This window comes from Micromonospora sp. NPDC023633 (assembly GCF_040640035.1).
GTDB lineage: Bacteria > Actinomycetota > Actinomycetes > Mycobacteriales > Micromonosporaceae > Micromonospora.
In genome coordinates this window covers 80046-102401 of sequence record NZ_JBFABB010000010.1, presented here as the reverse complement: position 1 = coordinate 102401, position 22356 = coordinate 80046, and the positions used below count along the sequence as shown (strand labels likewise).

Here is a 22356-nt window from a genome sequence, read left to right as displayed (position 1 = left end):
TCGTCCTCGCCCGTCAGCACCGACACGAGGTCCACGTCCAGATACGGCGCGAGAGCCCGCTGGCACTCGGCCAACCGCGCGTCGAACACCGGCGTACGACCCACCAGGCCGGCGGCCATCCGCGCCGACTGCGCACCCTGCCCCGGGAACACGAACACCGCACCCGCACCGGTCCCGGAGACCGTGCCCGTGACGAGGTTCCCCGCCGGCATGCCGGCGGACAGGGCGTCCAGCCCGGCCAGCAGGTCCGCCACGCCGGCCCCGACCACGGCGGCCCGCTGGTCGAACACCGACCGGGTCGTCGCCAGGGACCAGCCCACCGTCGCCGGATCGACCTCGCCGCGCTCGCGGACGTGCCGGGCCAGGCGGGCGGCCTGACCGGCCAGGCCGGCCTTCGAGCGCGCGGACACCGACCAGACGACGACGTCGGCGGCCACCAGGCCCGGGCCCCGGCCCGCGCCGGTCTCGGCGTCGGGATCCGCGCTCTCGGCGGGCAGGTCCTCGGGCAGCTCGATGATGACGTGGGCGTTGGTGCCGGAGATGCCGAACGACGACACCGCCGCCCGACGCGGCCGCTCCACCGCCGGCCACGGCCGCGACTCCGTCGCCAGCTCGACCGCGCCGGAGGTCCAGTCGATGTGCGGGGACGGCTCGTCCACGTGCAACGTCGCCGGGACCACGCCCTCCCGCATCGCCAGCACCATCTTGATCACGCCGGCGACGCCGGCGGCGGCCTGGGTGTGGCCGATGTTCGACTTCACCGAGCCCAGCAACAGCGGCTCGTCGCGCTCCTGCCCGTACGTCGCCAGCAGGGCCTGCGCCTCGATCGGGTCGCCCAGCGTCGTGCCCGTGCCGTGCGCCTCCACCACGTCCACGTCGGCGGTGGACAACCGCGCCGACGCCAGCGCCTGCCGGATCACCCGCTGCTGCGACGGACCGTTCGGGGCGGTCAGCCCGTTGGAGGCGCCGTCCTGGTTGACTGCGCTCCCCCGCACGATCGCCAACACCTCGTGGCCGTTGCGCCGGGCGTCCGACAGCCGCTCCACCAGCAGCATGCCGACGCCCTCGCCCCAACCGGTGCCGTCCGCACCGGCCGCGAACGCCTTGCACCGGCCGTCGGCGGCCAGGCCCCGCTGCCGCGAGAACTCCACGAACAGCCCGGGCGTCGACATCACGGTCACGCCCCCGGCGAGGGCGAGGTCGCACTCGCCGCGCCGCAGCGACTGCACCGCGAGGTGCAACGCCACCAACGACGACGAACACGCCGTGTCCACCGACACCGCCGGCCCCTCCAACCCCAACGCGTACGCCACCCGACCCGACACCACACTCGCGGCGTTGCCCGTCCCCGCGAAGCCCTCCACCTCGTCCCCCGCCACCATCAGCAGGGCCCCATAGTCCTGACCATTGGTGCCCACGAACACCCCTGTTCGCGAACCCCGCAAGACCCCAGGCTCAACCCCTGCCCGCTCGATCGCCTCCCACGAAACCTCCAGCAACAACCGCTGCTGTGGATCCATGGCCAACGCCTCGCGGGGCGAAATCCCGAAGAAACCGGCATCAAACTCCGCTGCCTCGTAGAGGAAGGCGCCGCTGCGGACGTAGGAGGTGCCGGTGGAATAGGGGTCGGGGTCGTAGAGCCGCTCGACGTCCCAACCCCGATCGCCGGGTAGGTCGGACACGGCGTCGCGGCCGGCGTGCAGCATCTGCCAGAACCGCTCGGGGTCGTTCGCCCCGCCGGGGAAGCGGCAGGACATGGCGACGATGGCCACCGGCTCGTCGTCGCCGAGCGTCACCGGGGCGGTCTCCGCCGCCACGGCGGCCTCCCCGCCGAGCTCCTCGTGCAGGTGCCGGGCGAGCGCGGTCGGCGACGGGTAGTCGAAGACCAGGGTCACCGGCAGCCGCAGCGAGGTGGCGGTGGCGAGCCGGTTGCGCAGCTCCACCGCCGTCACCGAGTCGAATCCGAGGTCGCGGAACGCGTGGTGCGGGTCGACGGCCTGGCCGTCGGCGTACTTGAGGACCGTGGCCGCCTGGTCGCGGACCAGGTCGAGCAGCGCCTGCTGGCGCTCGGCGGCGCTCATCCGAGTGAACGCGCCGGCCGGGCCGGCCTCGTCGGTCTGCTTCGTCTCGGCCAGGCCCTTGGTGGCCTGCAACCGCTGCGCCTCGGGGATCTCCGAGATCAGCGGGCCGGGTCGGGTGGCGGTGAAGGCGACGAAGAACCGGTCCCAGGCGATGTTCGAGATGGTCAGGAACGTCTCGTCGTGCTCGACGGCCTGGTGCAGGGCCGCGACGGCGAGCCGCGGGGGCATCTCGGGCGCGCCGTGGCGGTGCAGCATCTGGCCGAACTCGCCGTCGGCCATGCCGCCGCCTCCCCAGGCGCCCCAGCCGATCGAGGTGGCGGGCAGGCCGAGGGCCCGCCGGTGCTCGGCGAGGGCGTTGAGGAACGCGTTGCCGGGGGCGTAGTTGCCCACGCCGGAGCTGCCGACGGTGCCGGCCATCGAGGAGAACAGGATGAACGCGTCGAGGTCCAGCTCGCGGGTCAGCTCGTGCAGGTTCAGGGCCGCGGTGACCTTCGCGCTGAGCGCGTAGTCGACCTGGTCGAGGGTCAACGAGTTGATCACCGAGTCGTCGAGGACGGCGGCGGTGTGCACGACGGTGGTCAGCGGGTGCTCGGGCGGCAGGTCGGCGAGGACGGCGGCGAGCGCCGACCGGTCGGCCGCGTCGCAGGCGGCGACGGTCACCCGGGCGCCCAGTCCGACCAGCTCGGCCTCGAGGTCGGCGATGCCCTCGGCCTGCCGGCCGCGCCGGCTGACCAGCACCAGGTGCGCGGCGCCGTTGGCGGCGAGCCAGCGGGCCATGTGTCCGCCGAGCGCGCCGGTGCCGCCGGTGACCAGGGCGGTGCCGGAGGGCCGCCAGGCGCGCGGGGCCGGGGCGTCGCCGAGCGGGGCGTGCAGCAGCCGCCGGCCGAACGCGCCGGCCCACCGCAGCGCGACCTGGTCCTCCCCGTCGGTGCCGGCGAGGACGCGGACCAGCCGGCGGCCGGCCGCCTCGTCGAGCTCGTCGGGAAGGTCGACGAGGCCGCCCCAGCGGTCCGGGTGCTCGAGTGCGGCGACCCGGCCGAAGCCCCAGGTGAGCTGCTGGAGCGGGTGCGGCAGCGGATCGGCCGGGCCGGTGGCGACGGCGCCCCGGGTGAGGCACCACAGCGGTGCGCGCACGCCGGCGTCGCCGAGCGCCTGCACGAGGGTCACGGTGCCGGCGAAGCCGACCGGCACCGACGGGTGCGCCGGGGCGGGCGTCTCGTCGAGCGGCAGCAGCGACACGATCCCGGCGGGCGCGCCGCCTTCGGCGAGGTCGCGCAGCCGGGCGGCGAGCGCCTCGCGGTCCGTGCGGTCGGCGTCCAGCACCAGCGGTACGACGGTGCCGCCGTGCCGCCGCAACGCCTCGGCGCAGAAGGCGGCCTCGGCCGCGCCGGTGTCGTCGGGGCCGGTGACCAGCCACCAGGTGCCGGTGACGGCGGGCTCACCGGAGCTGTCGCCGGCGATCGGCGTCCAGCTGTCCCGGTACCGCCAGGAGTCCACGGTGGCCTGGTCGCGGTGTCGGCGGCGCCAGGCGGCGAGGACCGGCAGCACGTCGGCGAACGCCGCGTCCGGCACGGGCTCCGACTCGGTCGTGCCGGCGAGTTCGGCGGTGAGCGCGGCCAGGTCCTCCGCCTCGACGGCCGCCCAGAACCGGGCGTCGACCTCGTCGTCCGCCACGGGTCCGGCGACGCCGGCGGCCGGGGCGGGAGTGGCGGACGGCTGCGGCCAGTAGAGCTGCCGCTGGAAGGGGTACGTGGGCAGGTCGCGGCGGCGTCCGGCGAGGCCGGTGAACGCGGGCCGCCAGTCCACCGGCGTACCCCCGGTCCAGACCTCGGCGAGGGCGCGGAGGAAGCGGCCGAGGCCACCCTCGCCACGGCGGAGGCTGCCGGTGACGGTGACCGCGTCCGGGTCGGCGGCGGCCAGCTCGACGCTCTCCTGCACGGCCATGGTCAGCACCGGGTGGGCGCTGACCTCGACGAAGGTCTGGTAGCCGGCGGCGACGAGGCTGCGCACCGCGTCGTCGAAGCGGACGGTCTGCCGCAGGTTGCGGTACCAGTAGTCGGCGTCGAGGGCGGCGGTGTCGAGCCAGTCCCCCTCCACGGTGGACCGGAACCGGACCTCGCCGGTGCGGGGCCGCAGCCCGGCGAGCAGTTCCAGGAGCTGGTCGCGCAGCTGCTCGACGTGGGCGGAGTGGGAGGCGTAGTCCACCGGGACGCGGCGCACCCGCACCTCGCGGGCCTCGTAGTGGGCGACCAGCTCGTCGAGGGCGGCGCTGTCGCCGGAGACCACGACCGAGGTCGGTCCGTTGACGGCGGCCAGGGCGATCCGGCCGGCCCAGCGGGCGATCGTCTGCGTGGCCTCGTCGGCGGTGGTGGCGACGGAGACCATGCCGCCGTCCCCGGCGATGCCGGCGATGATCCGGCTGCGCAGCGCGACCACGGCCGCCGCGTCGTCCAGGGTGAGGCCCCCGGCGACGTACGCGGCGGCGATCTCGCCCTGCGAGTGGCCGACGACGGCGGAGGGGCGCACCCCGTACGACTCCCAGAGCGCGGCGAGCGAGACGCTGACCGCGAACAGGGTGGGCTGGACGACGTCGACCCGCTCCAGCGACGGGGCGTGCGGCGCGCCGCGCACCACGTCGGTCGGCGACCAGTCGACGTACGGGCGCAGCGCCTCGGCGCAGGCGGCGAACTTCTCCGCGAAGACCGGGGCGGTGTCGAGGAGTTCCGCGGCCATGCCGACCCACTGGGATCCCTGGCCGGGGAAGACGAAGGCGACCTCGCCCGGGGTGCCCGGGACGCGGGTGACGGTCTGCGGGGTGGGTCGGCCGGCGGCGAGCGCGTCGAGGGCCGCCGCCAGCTCGTCCCGGTCGGCGGCGAAGACGACGGCCCGGTGGTCGTGGGACGCGCGGGTGGCGGCCAGCGACCAGCTGACGTCGGCGAGAACGTCGTCGTCGACCGTCTCGAGGTGGTCGAGCAGGTCCCTGGTGCGGGCGGTGAGGGCGTCGACGGTGCGTCCGGAGAGCACCCAGGGCAGCTCCCCGGTCGGCCCGCCGGCCGCCGGCTCAAACTCGGGCTCGGGCCCGTCGGCGGGGGCCTGTTCGAGGATGGTGTGCACGTTGGTGCCGCTGATCCCGAACGAGGACACGGCGGCGCGGCGTACGCCGTCGGCCGGCTCCCACGGCCGGGCCGAGGTGAGCAGCTCGACGCTGCCGGCGCTCCAGTCGACGTGCGGGGTGGGCTCGTCCACGTGCAGGGTGGGCGGCAGCACCCCGTGCCGCATCGCGAGCACCATCTTCATCACCCCGGCCACCCCGGCGGCGGCCTGGGTGTGCCCGATGTTCGACTTGATCGAGCCCAGCCACAACGGCCGGTCGGCGGGACGGTCCTGGCCGTAGGTGGCGATGAGCGCCTGCGCCTCGATCGGGTCGCCGAGCGTGGTGCCCGTGCCGTGCGCCTCGACGGCGTCCACCTGGTCGGCGGTGAGTCCGGCGTTGGCCAGGGCCTGCCGGATCACCCGCTGCTGGGCGGGGCCGTTGGGGGCGGTGAGGCCGTTGGAGGCGCCGTCCTGGTTGACGGCGCTGCCGCGCAGCACGGCGAGGATCGGGTTGCCGTCGCGGCGCGCGTCGGAGAGGCGCTGGAGCACCAGCAGGCCGACGCCCTCGCCCCAGCCGGTGCCGTCGGCGGCCCCGGCGAACGGCTTGCACCGGCCGTCGGCGGCGAGGCCGCGCTGGCGGGAGAAGCCGACGAAGATGCCGGGGGTGGCCATCACGGTGGCGCCGCCGGCCAGGGCGAGGTCGCACTCCCCCGCCTGGAGGGCCTGCGCGGCGAGGTGCATCGCGACCAGCGACGACGAGCAGGCGGTGTCGACGGTGACCGCCGGGCCGTGCAGCCCGAAGGTGTACGCCAGCCGACCGGAGATGACGCTGGCGGAGGTGCCGGTGGCGAGGTAGTTCTCGTCGACGTCCCCGGTGGCCATCAGCAGCGAACCGTAGTCCTGGCCGTTGGTGCCGACGTACACGCCGGTGCGGCTGCCGCGCAGCGCGGTCGGGTCGATCCGGGCCCGCTCGAACGCCTCCCAGGTGGCCTCCAGCAGCAGCCGCTGCTGCGGGTCCATGGCGAGGGCCTCGCGGGGGCTGATGCCGAAGAAGGCCGGGTCGAACTCGCCGGCCCCGGCGACGAAGCCGCCCTCCCGGACGTAGCTGGTGCCGAGGTGCTCGGGGTCGGGGTGGTACAGCTCGGCGAGGTTCCAGCCGCGCTCGCCCGGCATCAGGCTCATCGCGTCGGTGCCGGTGGCGACGAGGTCCCAGAGCTGCTCGGGCGAGGCGACCCCGCCGGGGAAGCGGCAGCTCATCGCGACGATGGCGATCGGCTCGCGGTCGCGGCCCGTGCCGTCGGCGACCACCTCGCTGGTGGTGTGCCCGGCGGTGAGGCCGTGCAGGTGGGCGGCGAGTTCGGCGACCGTGGGGTGGTCGAAGACCAGCGTGGCGGGCAGGGTCATGCCGGTCTCGGCGGTCAGCCGGTTGCGCAGCTCGACGGCGGTGAGCGAGTCGAAGCCGAGGTCGCGGAAGGTGCGGTCGGGCAGCGGCTGGCCGGCCGGGTAGCCGAGCACCACGGCGGCCTGGGTGCGCACGAGGTCCGCGAGCTGCGGCAGGGACCGGCCGACCACCACGGCGCGGACGGGGCCGGTGGGCACGGCGGGCACCCCGGGCAGGGCGGCGATCAGCGGCGTCGGCCGGCCCCAGGAGGCGGCGAGGCGTCCCCAGTCGACGTCGGCGACGGTGACCGCCGGCTCGGCGGTGTTGACCAGCCGGCCGAGGGCGGTGACGGCCTCGGCGACGGGGAGCGCGTTGACCCCGCCCCGGGCGAGCCGGGCGGTCAGCGCCGCGGCCATGCCGTCCTCGGCCCAGGCGCCCCAGGCGATGGCGGTCGCCGGCAGGCCCTGGTCGCGTCGCCAGGCCGCGAACGCGTCGAGGTACGCGTTGGCCGCCGCGTAGTTGCCCTGTCCGGCGCTGCCGATGACCCCGGCGAGGGAGGAGAAGAGCACGAACGCGTCGAGGTCGCGGTCGGCGGTGGCCTCGTGCAGCACCCGGGCGGCGCGGACCTTGCCGTCGAGGACGGTCTGCATCCGGGCCAGGTCGAGCCCGTCGAGCACGCCGTCGTCGACCACGCCGGCGGTGTGCACGACGGCGGTCAGCCCCGGCAACCCCGCGACCAGCGCGTCGACCGCCGCCCGGTCGGTGACGTCGCACGCCACCACCCGCACCGCACCCAACTCGGCCACCAGCTCCGCCGCGCCCGGCGCCGCCGGACCCCGCCGCGAGGCGAGCACCACCTCGCCCGCCCCGTTGGCCAGCAACCAACGGGCCACGTGCCGACCCAACGCACCCGTACCGCCGGTCACCAGCACCGTCCCGGCGGGCCGCCAGCCCGAACCGGCGGGCGGCGCGGCCGGCACCAGCCGCCGGCCGAGGATCCCCTGCGGGCGGATCGCCACCTGGTCGTGGCCGCTGTCGGCGAGGACGGCGAGCAGCGCGTCCCCGGCGCTCCGGTCGACGCGGGCGGGCAGGTCGACCAGGCCGCCCCAGCGGTCCGGCTGTTCGAGGGCGACGACCCGGCCCAGGCCCCAGGCCAGGGCGGGCCACGGGTCGGCGAGGGTCTCGCCGCCTCCGACGCGGACGGCGCCCCGGGTGAGGCACCAGAGCCGGCCGGGCAGGTTGGCGTCGGCGAGCGCCTGGGTGAGGGTGAGCAGCAGCGCGGCGCCGGTGGAGACGGCCGGGGCGTCCGGCAGCGCCCGATCGGGTGCGGGCAGCACGCAGAGCACCCCGGTCCAGCCCTGGTCGCCGTGGTGGCGCAGCAGCTCGGCCAGCTCCGCGCGGCCGACGCCCGGGGCGACGGTGAGCGCGTCGACGCGGGCGCCCGCGCCGGCCAGCGCACCGGTCACCCCGGCGTCGTCGGCGTCGGCGGTGACGACCAGCCAACGGCCGGTCAGCGCCGGCGCGGCGGCGGGGCGGACCGGCTCCCAGTCGACCCGGTACGCCCAGCCGTCCACCACGGCGTCGCGTTGCCGGGCGCGCCGCCACGACGACAGCACCGGCACGGCCGGGGCGAGGGCCTCGACCGCCGCGGGGTCGTCCTGCACGGCCAGGTGGGCGGCGACCTCGGTCAGGTCGCCGCGTTCCACCGCCGCCCAGAAGTCCCCCTCGGCGGTATCGGTCGGCGCGGTCGATCCGGCGGTGTCGCCGACCTCGGGCCAGTAGCGCTGGTGCTGGAAGGCGTACGTGGGCAGGTCCACCCGCCGGGCGCCGGTGTCGGCGAACCACGGCTGCCAGTCCACCGCCACCCCGTGCACGTACAACTCGGCCAGCCCGGCCAACAACCCCTGCGCCTCGGACCGGTCCTTGCGCTGCACGGCGACGCTCAGCACCGCGTCCTCGCCCGGCAGGATGTCGGCCGCCATCGCGGTCAGCACACTCTGCGGCCCGACCTCCAGGAACGTGTCGACCCCGGCGGCCCGCAGCGCGGCGACCCCGTCGGCGAAGCGGACCGCCTCCCGCACGTGCCGCACCCAGTAGTCGACCGTACGGATCTCGTCGGCGTCGGCGAGCGCCCCGGTCACGTTCGACACGACGGGCAGCGACGGCGCGGCGAAGGTCAGCTTGCCGAGCACCGCGCGGAACCTCGCGAGCATCGGCTCCATCAGCGGGCTGTGGAACGCGTGGCTGACCGCCAGCCGGCGGGTGCGCACCCCGCGCTCCCGCCAGACGCGCTCCACCTCGTCCAGGGCCTCGACGGCGCCGGAGACGACGACCGCCGACGGCCCGTTCACGGCCGCGATCCCCGCCCGGTCGGCCAGGCCGTCCAGCGTGGTGAGGACGTCGGCCTCGGCGGCCGCGACGGCCAGCATCCCGCCCCCGGCCGGCAGCGCCTGCATCAGTCGGCCCCGCGCCGCCACCAACGCGGCGGCGTGCTCCAGGGACAGCACCCCGGCCACGTACGCGGCGGTGACCTCGCCGATCGAGTGGCCGGCGACCAGGTCGGGGGTGATGCCGAAGGACTCCACCAGCCGGAACAGCGCCACCTCGACGGCGAACAGGCCGGCCTGCGTGAACACCGTCTCGCCCAGCAGCTCGGCTTCAGCCGAGCCCTCGGCGGCGAAGAGCACCTCGCGCAGGGGGCGCGGCAGGGCCCGGTCCAGGTATCCGCACACCTCGTCGAGTGCGGCGGCGAAGACGGGGAACTCCGCGTACAGCTCCCGGCCCATGCCGGCGCGCTGCGCGCCCTGGCCGGAGAAGAGGATCGCGAGCTGACCGCGCGGCGACCCGGCGCCGGCGACCACGGTGCCGGCCGGTTCCCCGGCGGCGAGGGCGTGCAGCCCGGCGAGCAGGTCGTCGCGGCCGGTCGCGGAGACCACGGCGCGGCGGTCCAGGGTGGAGCGGGAGGTGACCGACGAGAAGGCCACGTCGAGCGGGCGGAGGGTGTCGTCGGTGGCGAGCTGGGCCGCCCAGCGGCCGGCCTGCGCGGCGAGGGCGGCCTCGGAGCGGGCGGAGAGCAGCACGGGAGCCACCGGGCGCCGCGCCGTCGCGGTGGCCTCGGCCTCGGCCTCGACCGGGGCCTGCTCGATGATGGTGTGCGCGTTGGTGCCGGACACCCCGAACGACGACACCGCGGCCCGGCGTGGCCGGTCCACCGTGGGCCACGGGGTGGCGGCGGTGGCGAGGGTGACCGCCCCGGCGGTCCAGTCGACGTGCGGGGACGGCTCGTCGACGTGCAGGGTCGGCGGGACGACGCCGTGCCGCATCGCCATCACGATCTTGATCACACCGGCGACCCCGGCGGCGGCCTGGGCGTGCCCGATGTTCGACTTGACCGACCCGAGCAGCAGCGGCGCGGCGTCGTCCCGGTCCTGCCCGTACGTGGCCAGCAGCGCCTGCGCCTCGATCGGGTCGCCGAGCCGGGTGCCCGTGCCGTGCGCCTCGACGACGTCCACCTGCTCGGGGGTGAGCCGGGCGTTGGCCAGGGCCTGGCGGATGACGCGGACCTGGGAGGGGCCGTGCGGGGCGCTGAGCCCGTTGGACGCGCCGTCCTGGTTCACCGCGCTGCCCCGCACCACGGCGAGCACCGGGTATCCGTGCCGCTGCGCGTCGGAGAGCCGGGTGAGCAGCAGCATGCCGACGCCCTCGGACCAGGAGGTGCCGTCCGCGCCGGCGGCGAACGCCTTGCACCGGCCGTCGGCGGCGAGGCCGCGCTGCCGGCTGAAGCCGACGAAGACCGCCGGGGTGGGCATCACCGTCACGCCGCCGGCCAGCGCCAGCTCGCAGTCGCCGTTGCGCAGGGCCTGCGCGGCCAGGTGGATGGCGACCAGCGAGGACGAGCAGGCGGTGTCGACGGTGACCGCCGGCCCCTCCAGCCCGAGGGTGTACGCGACGCGGCCGGAGATGACGCTGGTGGCGTTGCCGGTGAGCAGGTGCCCCTCACCGTTCTCGGCCTGCGCCATCATGCCGTCGTAGCCGTGCGACGACGCCCCGACGAAGACGCCGGTGCGGCTGCCCCGGACCGCCGGCAGCGGCAGCCCGGCCCGTTCGAACGCCTCCCAGGAGGTCTCCAGCAGCAGCCGCTGCTGCGGGTCCATGGCGACGGCCTCGCGCGGCGAGATGCCGAACAGGTCGGCGTCGAAGTCGGCGGCGGCGTAGACGAAGCCGCCCTCGGTCACGTAGCTGGTGCCCGGGTGGTCGGGGTCGGGGTGGAAGAGGCGGTCCAGGTCCCAGCCCCGGTCGGCGGGGAACGGCCCGATGCCGTCACCGCCGTCGCGGACGAGCTGCCACAGCGACTCGGGGCTGTCGACCCCGCCCGGGTAGCGGCAGCTCATCGCCACGATGGCGATGGGCTCGGAGTCCCGGGTCTCCAGCTCGCGCAGCCGCCGCCGGGTACGCCGCAGCTCCGAGGTCGTACGCTTCAGGTACTCGACGTACTTCTCGTCCTCGTTGCTCACCGTGGACCTACCTCACTCGGCATGCCGATGTCGTTGCGGCTGGTCACGACGTCTCCAGCTCGCGGTCGATCAGGTCGAAGATGTTCTCGGCGGTGGCCGACTCCAGGTCGTCGTCGCCGTCCGCGTCCGTCTGCCGCTCGGTCAGCCGGTCCAGCAGGCCGTGCAGCCGGTCGGTGATCCGACGGAACTCGTCGTCGGTCGGGTCGAGCCCGACGAGCGCCGCCTCCAGCCGGTCGAGCTCCCGGCCCGCCGTCGACGGGTCACCCGCCGGGGTCGCCGGGGCGAACTGTCCGGCCAGGTGGGCGGCGAGCGCCGCGGGCGTCGGGTTGTCGAAGACCAGCGTCGCCGGCAGCCGCAGCCCGGTGGCCGCGCCGAGCCGGTTGCGCAGCTCGACCGAGGTCAGCGAGTCGAAGCCGAGTTCCCGGAACGCGCGGGTCGGCTCGATGCCGGCCGGGTCGCCGTGGCCGAGGACGACCGCCACGTGCGACAGCACCAGGTCGCGCAGGGCGCGTACCCGCTTGTCGTCGGGCAGGCCGCGCAGCGTCTCGGCGTACGCCTGCCCGTCGGCCGCCTCGCCGGCCGCGGCCCGGCGGCCGGCGGGACGGACCAGGTTCGCCAGCAGCGGGTGGACCGGCGCCCCGGGCGCGGCCACCCCAGTGATGATCTTGGCGGGCATCAGCGTCGCCCGCTCCGAGCGCCAGGCCGCGTCGAACAGGGCGAGGCCCTCGTCGTTCGACAGCGCGGCCATGCCGCCCCGGTCGAGCCGGCGGATGTCGGCCGAGTCGAGGTGCCCCGTCATGCCGCTGGCCTGAGCCCAGCGGCCCCAGGCCAGCGAGACCGCCGGCAGGCCGAGGGCCCGCCGGTGCTCGGCGAGGGCGTCGAGGAAGGCGTTGCCGGCGGCGTAGTTACCCTGGCCGGGGCCGCCGAACACGCCGGCGGCGGCGGAGAAGAGCACGAACGCCGTCAGCTCGTGCCCGAGGGTGGCCCGGTGCAGGTTCCAGGCCACGTCGACCTTGGGCCGCAGCACCGCGTCGAGGCGGTCCGGGGTGAGCGACTCGACGGTGGCGTCGTCGAGGACGCCGGCGGCGTGCACGACCGCGCGCAGCGGACGCCGCCGGTCCACCATGGACAGCACGTCCGCCACGGCGTCCGGGTCGGCCAGGTCGGCGGCGACGATCGACACGTCCGCGCCGAGCGCCTTGAGGTCGGCGAGCAGCTCGTCGGCGCCCTCGGCGTCCGGGCCGCGCCGGCTGACCAGGAGCAGCTGCCGGGCGTCGTGCGCGGTGACGAGGTGCCGGCAGAGCAGCGCGCCGAGGGTGCCGGTCGCCCCGGAGACCAGGACCGTGCCGTCGAGGCGGGGCACCTGCGGGATGCTCAGGGCGAGCTTGCCGACGTGCCGGGCCTGGCTGAGGAAGCGGAACGCCTCGGGGGCGCGCCGGACGTCCCACGTACGCCGGGGCAGCGGCCGCAGCGCCCCGCTGGCGAAGAGCGCCATCAGCTCGCCCAGCATCGCCGCGATCTTGTCCTGGCCGGCCTCGATGAGGTCGAAGACCTGGTAGCTGACACCCGGGTGCTCGGCGGCGACGCGCCGCGGGTCCCGCTTGTCGGTCTTGCCCATCTCGACGAACCGGCCGCCGTCGGCGAGCAGTCCCAGCGACGCGTCCACGAACTCGCCGCTGAGCGCGTTGAGCACCACGTCGACGCCCCGCCCGCCGGTGCGGTGGGAGAACTCCTCGACGAAGTCGAGGCTGCGCGAGGAGGCGAGGTGCGCGTCGTCGAAGCCGGTGGCGCGCAGCGCCGGCCACTTGCCGGGGCTGGCCGTGCCGTAGACCTCCGCGCCGAGGTGGCGGGCGATCTGCACGGCGGCCATGCCGACGCCGCCGGCCGCCGCGTGGACGAGCGCGGACTCCCCGGCGCGCAGCCGGGCCAGCTCCACCAGGCCGTACCAGGCGGTCAGGAAGACCACGGGCACGGCGGCGGCGTCGGTGTACGACCAGCCGTCGGGGATGCGGGTGAGCAGCCGGCGGTCGGTGACCGCGGCCGAGGAGAACGAGCCGGAGAAGATGCCCATCACCCGGTCGCCGGGGGCGAGGTCGGTGACCCCCGATCCCACGCCGAGCACCACGCCGGCGCCCTCGTTGCCCAGCACCTCCTGGTCGGGGACCATGCCGAGGGCGAGCACCACGTCCCGGAAGTTCAGCCCGGAGGCGCGCATCCCGACCAGGACGTGCCCCGCCGGCAGGTCCCCGGTCACCTCGGGGGTGGGCAGCAGGGCCAGGTTCTCCAGCGTGCCCTGCTCGGTGACGTCGAGGCGCCACGGCACCTCGTCGGCGGGCGGCGACAGCACTCCGGCGTCGCGCGCCCGGGCCAGCCGGGGCACCAGCAACGCGCCGTCGCGAACCGCGAGCTGCGGCTCGCCGGAGGCGACGGCCGCCGGGACGGCCGCCAGGGAGGCGGCGGCGTCGTCGGTGTCGAGCAGCGTGAACCGGCCGGGGTGCTCGGACTGCGCGGAGCGCACCAGCCCCCACAGGCTCGCCCGGGCCAGGTCGCGGGGGGCCTCGCCGGGAGCGGCGCCGACCGCGCCCCGGGTGTGCAGGACCAGCCGGGACTGCTCCAGCCGGGGCTCGCCCAGCCATCCCTGCACCAGCGCCAGCCCGGCGCGGGCCGCGTCGTGCGCGGCCGCGCCGACCCGCTCCGGGTCCGGCTCCGCGCCGGAGCGCAGGTCCAGCACCACATCGGGTACGTCCCCGGACTCCTCGATCGCCGCGACCAGCGCCGTCAGGTCGGCGTGGACCCGCGTCGGGTGCCCGGCGGCGGTGAGCGCCCCGGAGAGGCCGGCGGTGTCGTCGCCGAGCAGCGCCCAGCGGGCGTCCCCCGACACCGCGTCGGTGCGCGGCAGCGGCGTCCAGTCGAGGTGGAACACCGAGGTGCGGCGCAGGGCGGCGGTCTCGTCGGCCCGCCCCGCGGCGACCGGGCGGAAGGTCAGCGACCCGACGGTGGCGACCGGCTGGCCGGCGGTGTCGGCGAGCGTGACCGCGACCGTGTCCGGGCCGAGCGACCGCAGCCGTACCCGCAGCCGCGTGGCACCGTGGGCGTGCAGGGCGACCGAGCGGAAAGCGAACGGCATCCAGCCCGCACCGGAGGTGTCCGTCGGGTCGCCGAGCAGAGCGGTGATCCCGCTGGCCTGGAGGGCCGCGTCGAACAGGGCCGGGTGCAGCCCGAACCGGGCCGCGTCGGCGGTCGCCTCCTCGGGGAGTGCCACCTCGGCGTAGACCTCGTCGTCGCCGCGCCACACCCGCCGCAGGCCGCGGAACGCGGGGCCGTAGCCGAGGCCACCCCCGGCCATCTCCGCGTACCAGGCGTCCAGGTCGGCGTCGACCTCGACGGCGTCGGCCGGCGGCCACTGCCCCGGTACGACCGTCGGGGCGGGCAGGTGCGGCAGCAGCAGGCCCTCGGCGTGCCGGGTCCACTCGGCGTCGGCGTTCTCCTCGGGGCGGGAGTGCACGGTGACGGTCCGCTCGCCGGTGTCGCCGGGCGGGCCCACGCGCACCTGCACCTGCACCGCACCGGCCGGCGCGAGCACCAGCGGGTTGATCAGGGTCAGGTCGCCCACCTGGCCCGCGTCGACCTCGTCGCCGGCCCGGACCACCATGTCGACGAGGCCGGTGCCCGGGACGATCACCGCCCCGCCGACGGCGTGGTCGGCCAGCCACGGGTGGGTACGCACCGACAGCCGCCCGGTCAGCACCACCGTCTGGTCGTCGGCGACCGGTACGGCCGCGCTGAGCAGCGGGTGGTCGGCGTCCTGGAGGCCGGCGGAACCGACGTCCCGCACCCGGTGCGCGGGCGCCTCCAGCCAGTAGCGCTGGTGGTCGAAGGCGTAGGTGGGCAGCACCATCAGGTCCGTCTCGGCGAGAACGGCCGTGAGGTCGACGGGCAGGCCGATCGCGTGCGCGGTGGCCAGGTTGGTCAGCAGCCGGGTCGCGTCGTCGTCGCCGCGGCGCAGGCTACCCAGCGTGTGACCGGTGACGCCGGCGTCGTCCAGGATCGCCGTCACCGGCATCGTCAGCACCGGATGCGGGCTGATCTCCACGAACGTTGTGTGACCCGCCTCGACCGCGACCCGCACGGCGGCGTCGAACTGGACCGTCTGCCGCAGGTTGTCGTACCAGTAGTCCGCCGTCATCGACGCCGGATCCACCCAACCACCCGTCAACGTCGACACCAGGCGGATGTGACCCTGCCGCGGGGCGATGCCGGCCAGGTCGGCGCGCAACTGCTCCGCGACCTCCTGCACCGCGACCGAGTGCGACGCGTAGTCCACCGGGATCAGGCGGGCCCGGACGCCGTCGGCCTGACACGCCTCGACCAGATCCGCGACCGGCTGCGGCGGACCCGACACCACCACCGTGGACGGGCCGTTCACGGCCGCCACCCCGACACCCGGGAACGCGGCCAGCCACTCCGTCACCGCGTCGGCGGACAGGTCCACCGACGCCATCGTCCCCGTGCCCCGCAGCACCGTCAGCGCCCGCGACCGCAAAGCAACCGCCTTCGCCGCATCCTCCAGGGACAGGATCCCGGCCACACACGCGGCACCGATCTCACCCTGCGAGTGACCGACCACCGCCGCCGGGGTCACCCCCACGTGCTGCCAGACGGCGGCCAGGGCGATGCCCACGGCCCACAGGACCGGCTGCACCACCTCCACCCGCTCCAACCACGACTCGTCGTCGCTGGTCAACACGGACACCAGGTCGACATCGAGGTAGGGAGCGAGGGCCCGCTGGCACTCCGCCAGCCGCGCATCGAACACCGGCGTACGGCCCACCAGACCGGCCGCCATCCGCGCCGACTGCGCACCCTGACCCGGGAACACGAACACCGCACCCGCACCGAGCCCGGAGGAGACCGCGCCCGTAACCAGGTTCCCCGCCGGCGAACCGGCCGCCAGGGCGTCCAGGCCCGCCACCAGTTCTTCGACGGTGGCGCCGACGACCGTGGCCCGCTGGTCGAACGTCGACCGGGTCGTGGCCAGGGACCAGCCCACCACCGCCGGATCCACGTCACCGCGCTCGCGCACGTACTCCGCCAGCCGCGCCGCCTGACCGGCCAGGGCGGCCTTCGACCGCGCCGACACCGGCCACACCACGACATCGGAGGCGACCAGGCCCGGACCGCGGCCCGCGCCGGCGTCGGGCGCCGTGCTCTCGGCGGGCAGATCCTCGGCCAGCTCGATGATGACGTGCGCGTTCGTGCCGGACATGCCGAACGACGACACCGCCGCCCGGCGGGGGCGGTCCACCGCCGGCCACGGCCGCGACTCCATCGCCAACCGCACGGAGCCGGCGGACCAGTCGATGTGCGGGGACGGCTCGTCCACGTGCAGCGTCGCCGGGACCACGCCCTCCCGCATCGCCAGCACCATCTTGATCACACCCGCCACGCCCGAGGCGGCCTGCGTGTGACCGATGTTCGACTTGATCGAGCCGAGCAGCAGCGGCTCGTGGCCGTCGCGGTCCTGCCCGTACGTGGCGAGCAGGGCCTGCGCCTCGATCGGGTCGCCCAGCGTCGTGCCCGTGCCGTGCGCCTCCACCACGTCCACGTCGACGGCGGACAACCGCGCCGACGCCAGCGCCTGCCGGATCACCCGCTGCTGCGACGGACCGTTCGGCGCCGTCAGGCCGTTCGACGCGCCGTCCTGGTTGACCGCGCTCCCCCGCACGATCGCCAACACCTCGTGACCGTTGCGCCGGGCGTCCGACAGCCGCTCCACCAGCAGCATGCCGACGCCCTCGCCCCAACCCGTACCGTCCGCAGCCGCCGCGAACGCCTTGCACCGGCCGTCGGCGGCCAGGCCCCGCTGCCGCGAGAACTCGAGGAAGGTGCCGGGGGTGGCCATCACCGTGACGCCGCCGGCGAGGGCGAGGTCGCACTCGCCGCGCCGCAGCGACTGCACCGCCAGGTGCAACGCCACCAACGACGACGAACACGCCGTGTCCACCGACACCGCCGGCCCCTCCAACCCCAACGCGTACGCCACCCGACCCGACACCACACTCGCGGCGTTCCCCGTGGCCCCGAACCCTTCGGCCTGCTCCCCCGCAGCCATGAGCAGGGCCCCATAGTCCTGACCATTCGTGCCCACGAACACCCCTGTTCGCGAACCCCGTAGGACCCCAGGCTCAACCCCTGCCCGCTCGACGGCCTCCCACGAAACCTCCAACAGCAGCCGCTGCTGCGGATCCATCGCCGCCGCCTCACGCGGCGAGATCCCGAAGAAGCCCGGGTCGAACTCCCCCGCCCCGTACAGGAAGCCGCCCTTGTCGGCGTACGTGGTGCCGGGGTTGGCCGGGTCGGGGTCGTAGAGCCGGTCGAGGTCCCAGCCCCGGTCGGTCGGGAAGTCGCCGATGGCGTCGACGCCGTCGGCGACGAGGCGCCACAGCCGCTCGGGGTCGTCGACGCCCCCGGGGTAGCGGCAGGCCATGGCGACGATGGCCACCGGCTCGTCGTCGTCGACGGCGGTCGGGGCGGCGACGGGGGTCGGGCCGGCGTCGGCGCCGAAGAGCCCGACGAGCAGGAACCGGGCCAGCACGACCGGGGTGGGGTGGTCGAAGACCAGGGTGGTGGGCAGCGCCTGCCCGGTGGCGGCGGCAAGCCGGTTGCGCAGCTCCACCGCGGTCAGCGAGTCGAAGCCGAGGTCACGGAACGCGGTGGTCGCCGGGACGGCCGCGGCCCCGCCGTCGTGGCCGAGCACGTCGGCGGCGAGTTCCCGGACCAGGTCAGCGACGGCCTCCTCCCGCCGGGCCGGGGTCAGCCCGACGAGGCGTCGGCGCAGGGTCGCCGCCGGGCCGTCGTCGCCGTCGTCGACGGGCGCGCCGCCGTCGAGGGCGGCCTTCGCCTCGGGTACGCCCTCGAGCAGCGGTCGTTGCCGGGCGGAGGCGTACGCGGGGGCGAACCGGGTCCAGTCGACGTCGGCGACGGTGACGGTCACGTCGTCGTGGTCGAGGGCCTGCCGCAACGCGCTCATGGCGACGGCGGGATCCATCGCGGGGATGCCGCGACGGTGCAGCTTCTGCTCGGACTCCTGCCCCGTCATGCCACCGTCGGCCCAGGGACCCCAGGCGATGGCGGTGCCAGCCAGGCCGTCGGCGCGGCGCCGCTCAACGAGCGCATCCAGGTAGGCGTTGCCGGCGGCGTATCCGGCCTGGCCGGCGCTGCCCCAGGTCGCGGCGATGGACGAGTAGACGACGAAGGCGTCCAGTTCCCGGTCGGCGAGCACGTCGTGCAGGTGGGTCGCGCCAGCGGTCTTGCCGGCGGTCACCTCGGCCAACTCGGCGGGGGTGACCGCCATGAGCGGGGTGGTCTGGGCGGTGCCGGCGGTGTGCACGACGACGCGCACCGGCGGGCCGTCGGCCTCGACCCGGTCGAGCAGGGCGGCGAGGGCGTCGCGGTCGCCGACGTCGCAGGCGGCGACGGTGACCCGGGCGCCGAGGCCGGTCAGTTCGGCCTCCAGTTCGGCGGCGCCGGGGGCGGCGGGGCCACGCCGGCTGACCAGCACGACGTGTTCGGCTCCGGCTGCGGCGAGCCAGCGGGCGGCGCGGGCGCCGAGGCCGCCGGTGCCGCCGGTGACGAGGGCGGTGCCGGTGGGCGTGAAAGGGCGTACCGGGGGGCGGTCGGCGAGTCCCGCGCGGACGAGGCGGCGGGCGAAGACGCCGGAGCCGCGTACCGCGAGCTGGTCCTCGCCGGCGGAGTCGGCGAGGACGGCGGCGAGTCGGGCGGCGGCGCGGGCGTCGAGGTGGGTCGGCAGGTCGACGAGGCCGCCCCAGCGATGCGGGGCCTCGACGCTGACGACACGGCCGAGGCCCCAGAGCGCGGCCTGCGCAGGGTCGGCGAGCCGGTCGTAGGAGGCGGCGGTGACCGCGCCCCGGGTGACCAGCCACAGCGGGGCGCCGGTCCCGGCGTCGCCGAGGGCCTGCGCGAGGGCGAGGGTGGCGGCGAGGCCAGGCAGGACGGCGACGTCGGGGGCCGGCGGTTCCCAGGCGAGCAGGGAGACGACGCCGGCGAGGTCGGAGTTCGTCCCGGCGAGGGTGGCGGCGAGGCCGGCCCGGTCCGGTTCGGAATCGACGGGCAGCGGCACCACGTCGGCGCCGGCGCCGGCGAGAGCGGCGTGGACGGCCCGCACGGCCGGATCGTCGCCGTCGAGGCCGGCGGGGACGGCGAGCAGCCACAGGCCGGCGAGGCCGCCGGGCGCGGGTTCGGCGGTGACCTGCCAGTCGGCCCGGTACCGCCAGCCGTCGAGCACGGAGTGTTCCTGCCGCTGCCGCCGCCAACCGGCGAGGACGGGCAGCAGGGTGCGCAGCGAGTCGCTTGTGGCCCCGTCGTCGACGGCGAGGGTCTCGCGCAGCGCGTCGAGGTCGCCGCGTTCGACGGCCTCCCAGAACCGCCCGTCGAGCAGGCTGGCCCCTGCGGTGGTGGCGGCGTCGACGGGAGCCTCAGCGGGCACCCAGTAGTGCTGCCGCTCGAACGGGTACGTGGGCAGGTCGACGAGGCGGCCGGGCCGGTCGGCGCAGAGCTCCGTCCACCGTACGGCGGTGCCGGCGACGTGCAGGTGGGCGAGCGCGGTGAGCAGCGTGCGGCGTTCGGGGCGGTCCCGGCGTAGCACCGGCACCACCACGGCGGGGGCGACGTCGGGGGCGGTCTCGACGGTGGCGAGGGTCTCCTCGGTCGTGGCGGCGAGGACGGCGTCCGGACCCACCTCGACGAACGTGCCGGCCCCGTGGGCGCGCAGGGTGCGTACGCCGTCGGCGAAGCGGACGGCTTCCCGGACGTGCCGCACCCAGTAGCCGGGGGTGCGGATCTCGGCGGGGTCCGCCAGCTCACCGGTCAGGTTGGACACCACGGGCAGGGTGGGGGCGCGCAGGTCGAGGCCGGCGGCGACGGCGGCGAACTCGGCGAGCATGGGCTCCATGAGCGGGCTGTGGAAGGCGTGGCTGACTCGCAGCCGGCGAACCTTCACCCCGCGGCCGGCCCACAGCTCGGTCAACTCGCCGATGGTGGCTCCATCGCCGGAGACGACGACGGAGGCGGGTCCGTTGACGGCGGCGACGGCGACCCGGTCGGTCAGCCCGGTGAGAGACTCGGCCACGTCGTCCTCGCTGGCGGCGACGGCGAGCATGGCCCCACCGGCGGGGAGGGCCTGCATGAGCCGGCCCCGGGCGGCGACCAGGGCGCACGCGTCGTCGAGGGTGAGCACACCGGCGACGTGGGCGGCGGTGATCTCGCCGATGGAGTGCCCGGCGACGAGGTCGGGCGTGATCCCCCAGGAGCCGAGCAGCCGGTGCAGAGCGACCTCGACGGCGAACAGGCCGGCCTGGGTGAAGACGGTCTGGTCCAGCAGCGCCGCGTCGTCGGTGCCCGCCTCGGCGAACAGCACCGTCCGCAGCGGCTTCGGCAGCCGGTGGTCGAGGTGCCCGCAGACCTCGTCGAGGGCCTGTGCGAAGACGGGGTACGCCGCGGCGAGTTCCCGGCCCATGCCGGCGCGCTGGGCGCCCTGCCCGGAGTACAGGAACGCGACAGCCCCACGGTCGGCGGCGGCACCGGTGACCAGGCCGGGGGTGGGCCGGTCGTCGGCGAGAGCGGTGAGGGCGGCCAGCAAGGTGTCCCGGTCGTCGGCGAGGACGACAGCGCGGTGTTCGAGTGGCGACCGGGACACCGCGGAGGTCCAGGCGACGTCAGCGGGATGCAGCGCACCGTCGGCGGCGACACGTCCATGCCAGCGTTCGGCCTGCCGGCGCAGCGCGGCGCGGGTACGGCCGGTGAGCAGCACCGGCGCCGGTACGGAGGGTTCCGGCCGGTCGGCCTCGGCGGGGGCCGGGTCGTGCTGTTCGAGGATGAGGTGGGTGTTGGTGCCGCTCATGCCGAACGAGGAGACAGCGGCGCGGCGGGGCCGGTCGACGGCGGGCCACGGGGTCGGCTCGGTCACCAGCCGGACCGCTCCGGCCGCCCAGTCGACGTGTGGGGTGGGCTCGTCCACGTGCAGGGTGCCGGGAACCGAGCCGTGCCGCATCGCCATGACCATCTTGATGATGCCGGCGATGCCGGCGGCGGCCTGGGTGTGGCCGATGTTGGACTTGATCGACCCGAGCAGCAGCGGCTCCGCGTCGCCCCGGTCCTGCCCGTAGGTGGCAAGTAGCGCCTGCGCTTCGATGGGGTCGCCGAGGGTGGTGCCGGTGCCGTGTGCCTCGACCACGTCCACGAGGTCAGGGGTGAGCTTCGCGCCGGCCAGGGCCTGCCGGATGACCCGCTGCTGGGCGGGGCCGTTGGGGGCGGTCAGCCCGTTGGAGGCGCCGTCCTGGTTGACGGCGGAGCTGCGGATGACCCCGAGGACGGGATGGCCGTTGCGGCGGGCGTCGCTGAGGCGTTCCAGCAGCAGCATGCCGACGCCCTCGGACCAGCCGGTGCCGTCGGCGGTGGCGGCGAACGACTTGCAGCGGCCGTCGGCGGCGAGGCCGCGCTGCCGGGAGAACTCGACGAACGGGCCGGGGGTGGCCAGCACGGTGGCCCCGCCGGCGAGGGCGAGGCCGCACTCACGCTGACGCAACGCCTGACAGGCGAGGTGGACGGCGACCGAGGACGACGAGCAGGCGGTGTCCACGGTGACGGTGGGCCCCTCCAGCCCGAAGGTGTAGGCGAGTCGGCCGGAGACGACGCTGGCGGCGGTGCCGGTGAGGATGTATCCCTCGACGCCGGCCGCGCGGTGCAGCACGGCCGCGTAGTCCTGACCGGAAGTGCCGACGAAGACGCCGGAGCGGCTGCCGCGCAGCGACAGCGGGGCGATGCCGGCGCGCTCGAACAGCTCCCAGGTGACCTCCAGCAGCAGCCGCTGCTGCGGGTCCATGGCCATTGCCTCGCGCGGAGAGATGCCGAACAGCGCGGCGTCGAACTGCCCGGCGTCGTACAGGAACCCGCCGGACGCGGTGTACGAGGTGCCGGGGTTGTCGGGGTCGGGGTGATGCAGCCGGTCGAGGTCCCAGCCCCGGTCGGTGGGGAACTCGCCGATGGCGTCCCCGCCGGCCGAGACGAACGACCACAGGTCCTCCGGCGAAGCGATGCCGCCCGGGTAGCGGCAGCTCATCGCCACGATCGCCACCGGCTCGGACTCCTCGGCGGTGACCTCGCGCAGCCGTTGGCGGGTCTGCTGCAGCTCGGCGACGACCCGCGTCAGGTACTCGCGCAGCCGCTCTTCGTCCGCCATGACATCTCGCTTTCTCGTGACACCACAGGT

2 protein-coding genes are annotated in these 22356 nt (G+C 75.8%); both read right to left on the bottom strand.

All coding sequences use genetic code 11. The annotated features are described in order from the left end of the window. Positions 1–11069: type I polyketide synthase (locus AB0G13_RS04955; RefSeq protein ID WP_357869018.1), on the bottom strand; the 11069-nt coding region annotated here is incomplete at its 3' end. Between the two features lie 43 nt (positions 11070–11112). Continuing rightward, a complete protein-coding gene (locus AB0G13_RS04950; protein WP_357869015.1) occupies positions 11113–22326 on the bottom strand; it encodes a type I polyketide synthase in 11214 nt (3737 codons plus the stop codon). Positions 22327–22356: the final 30 nt, after the last annotated feature.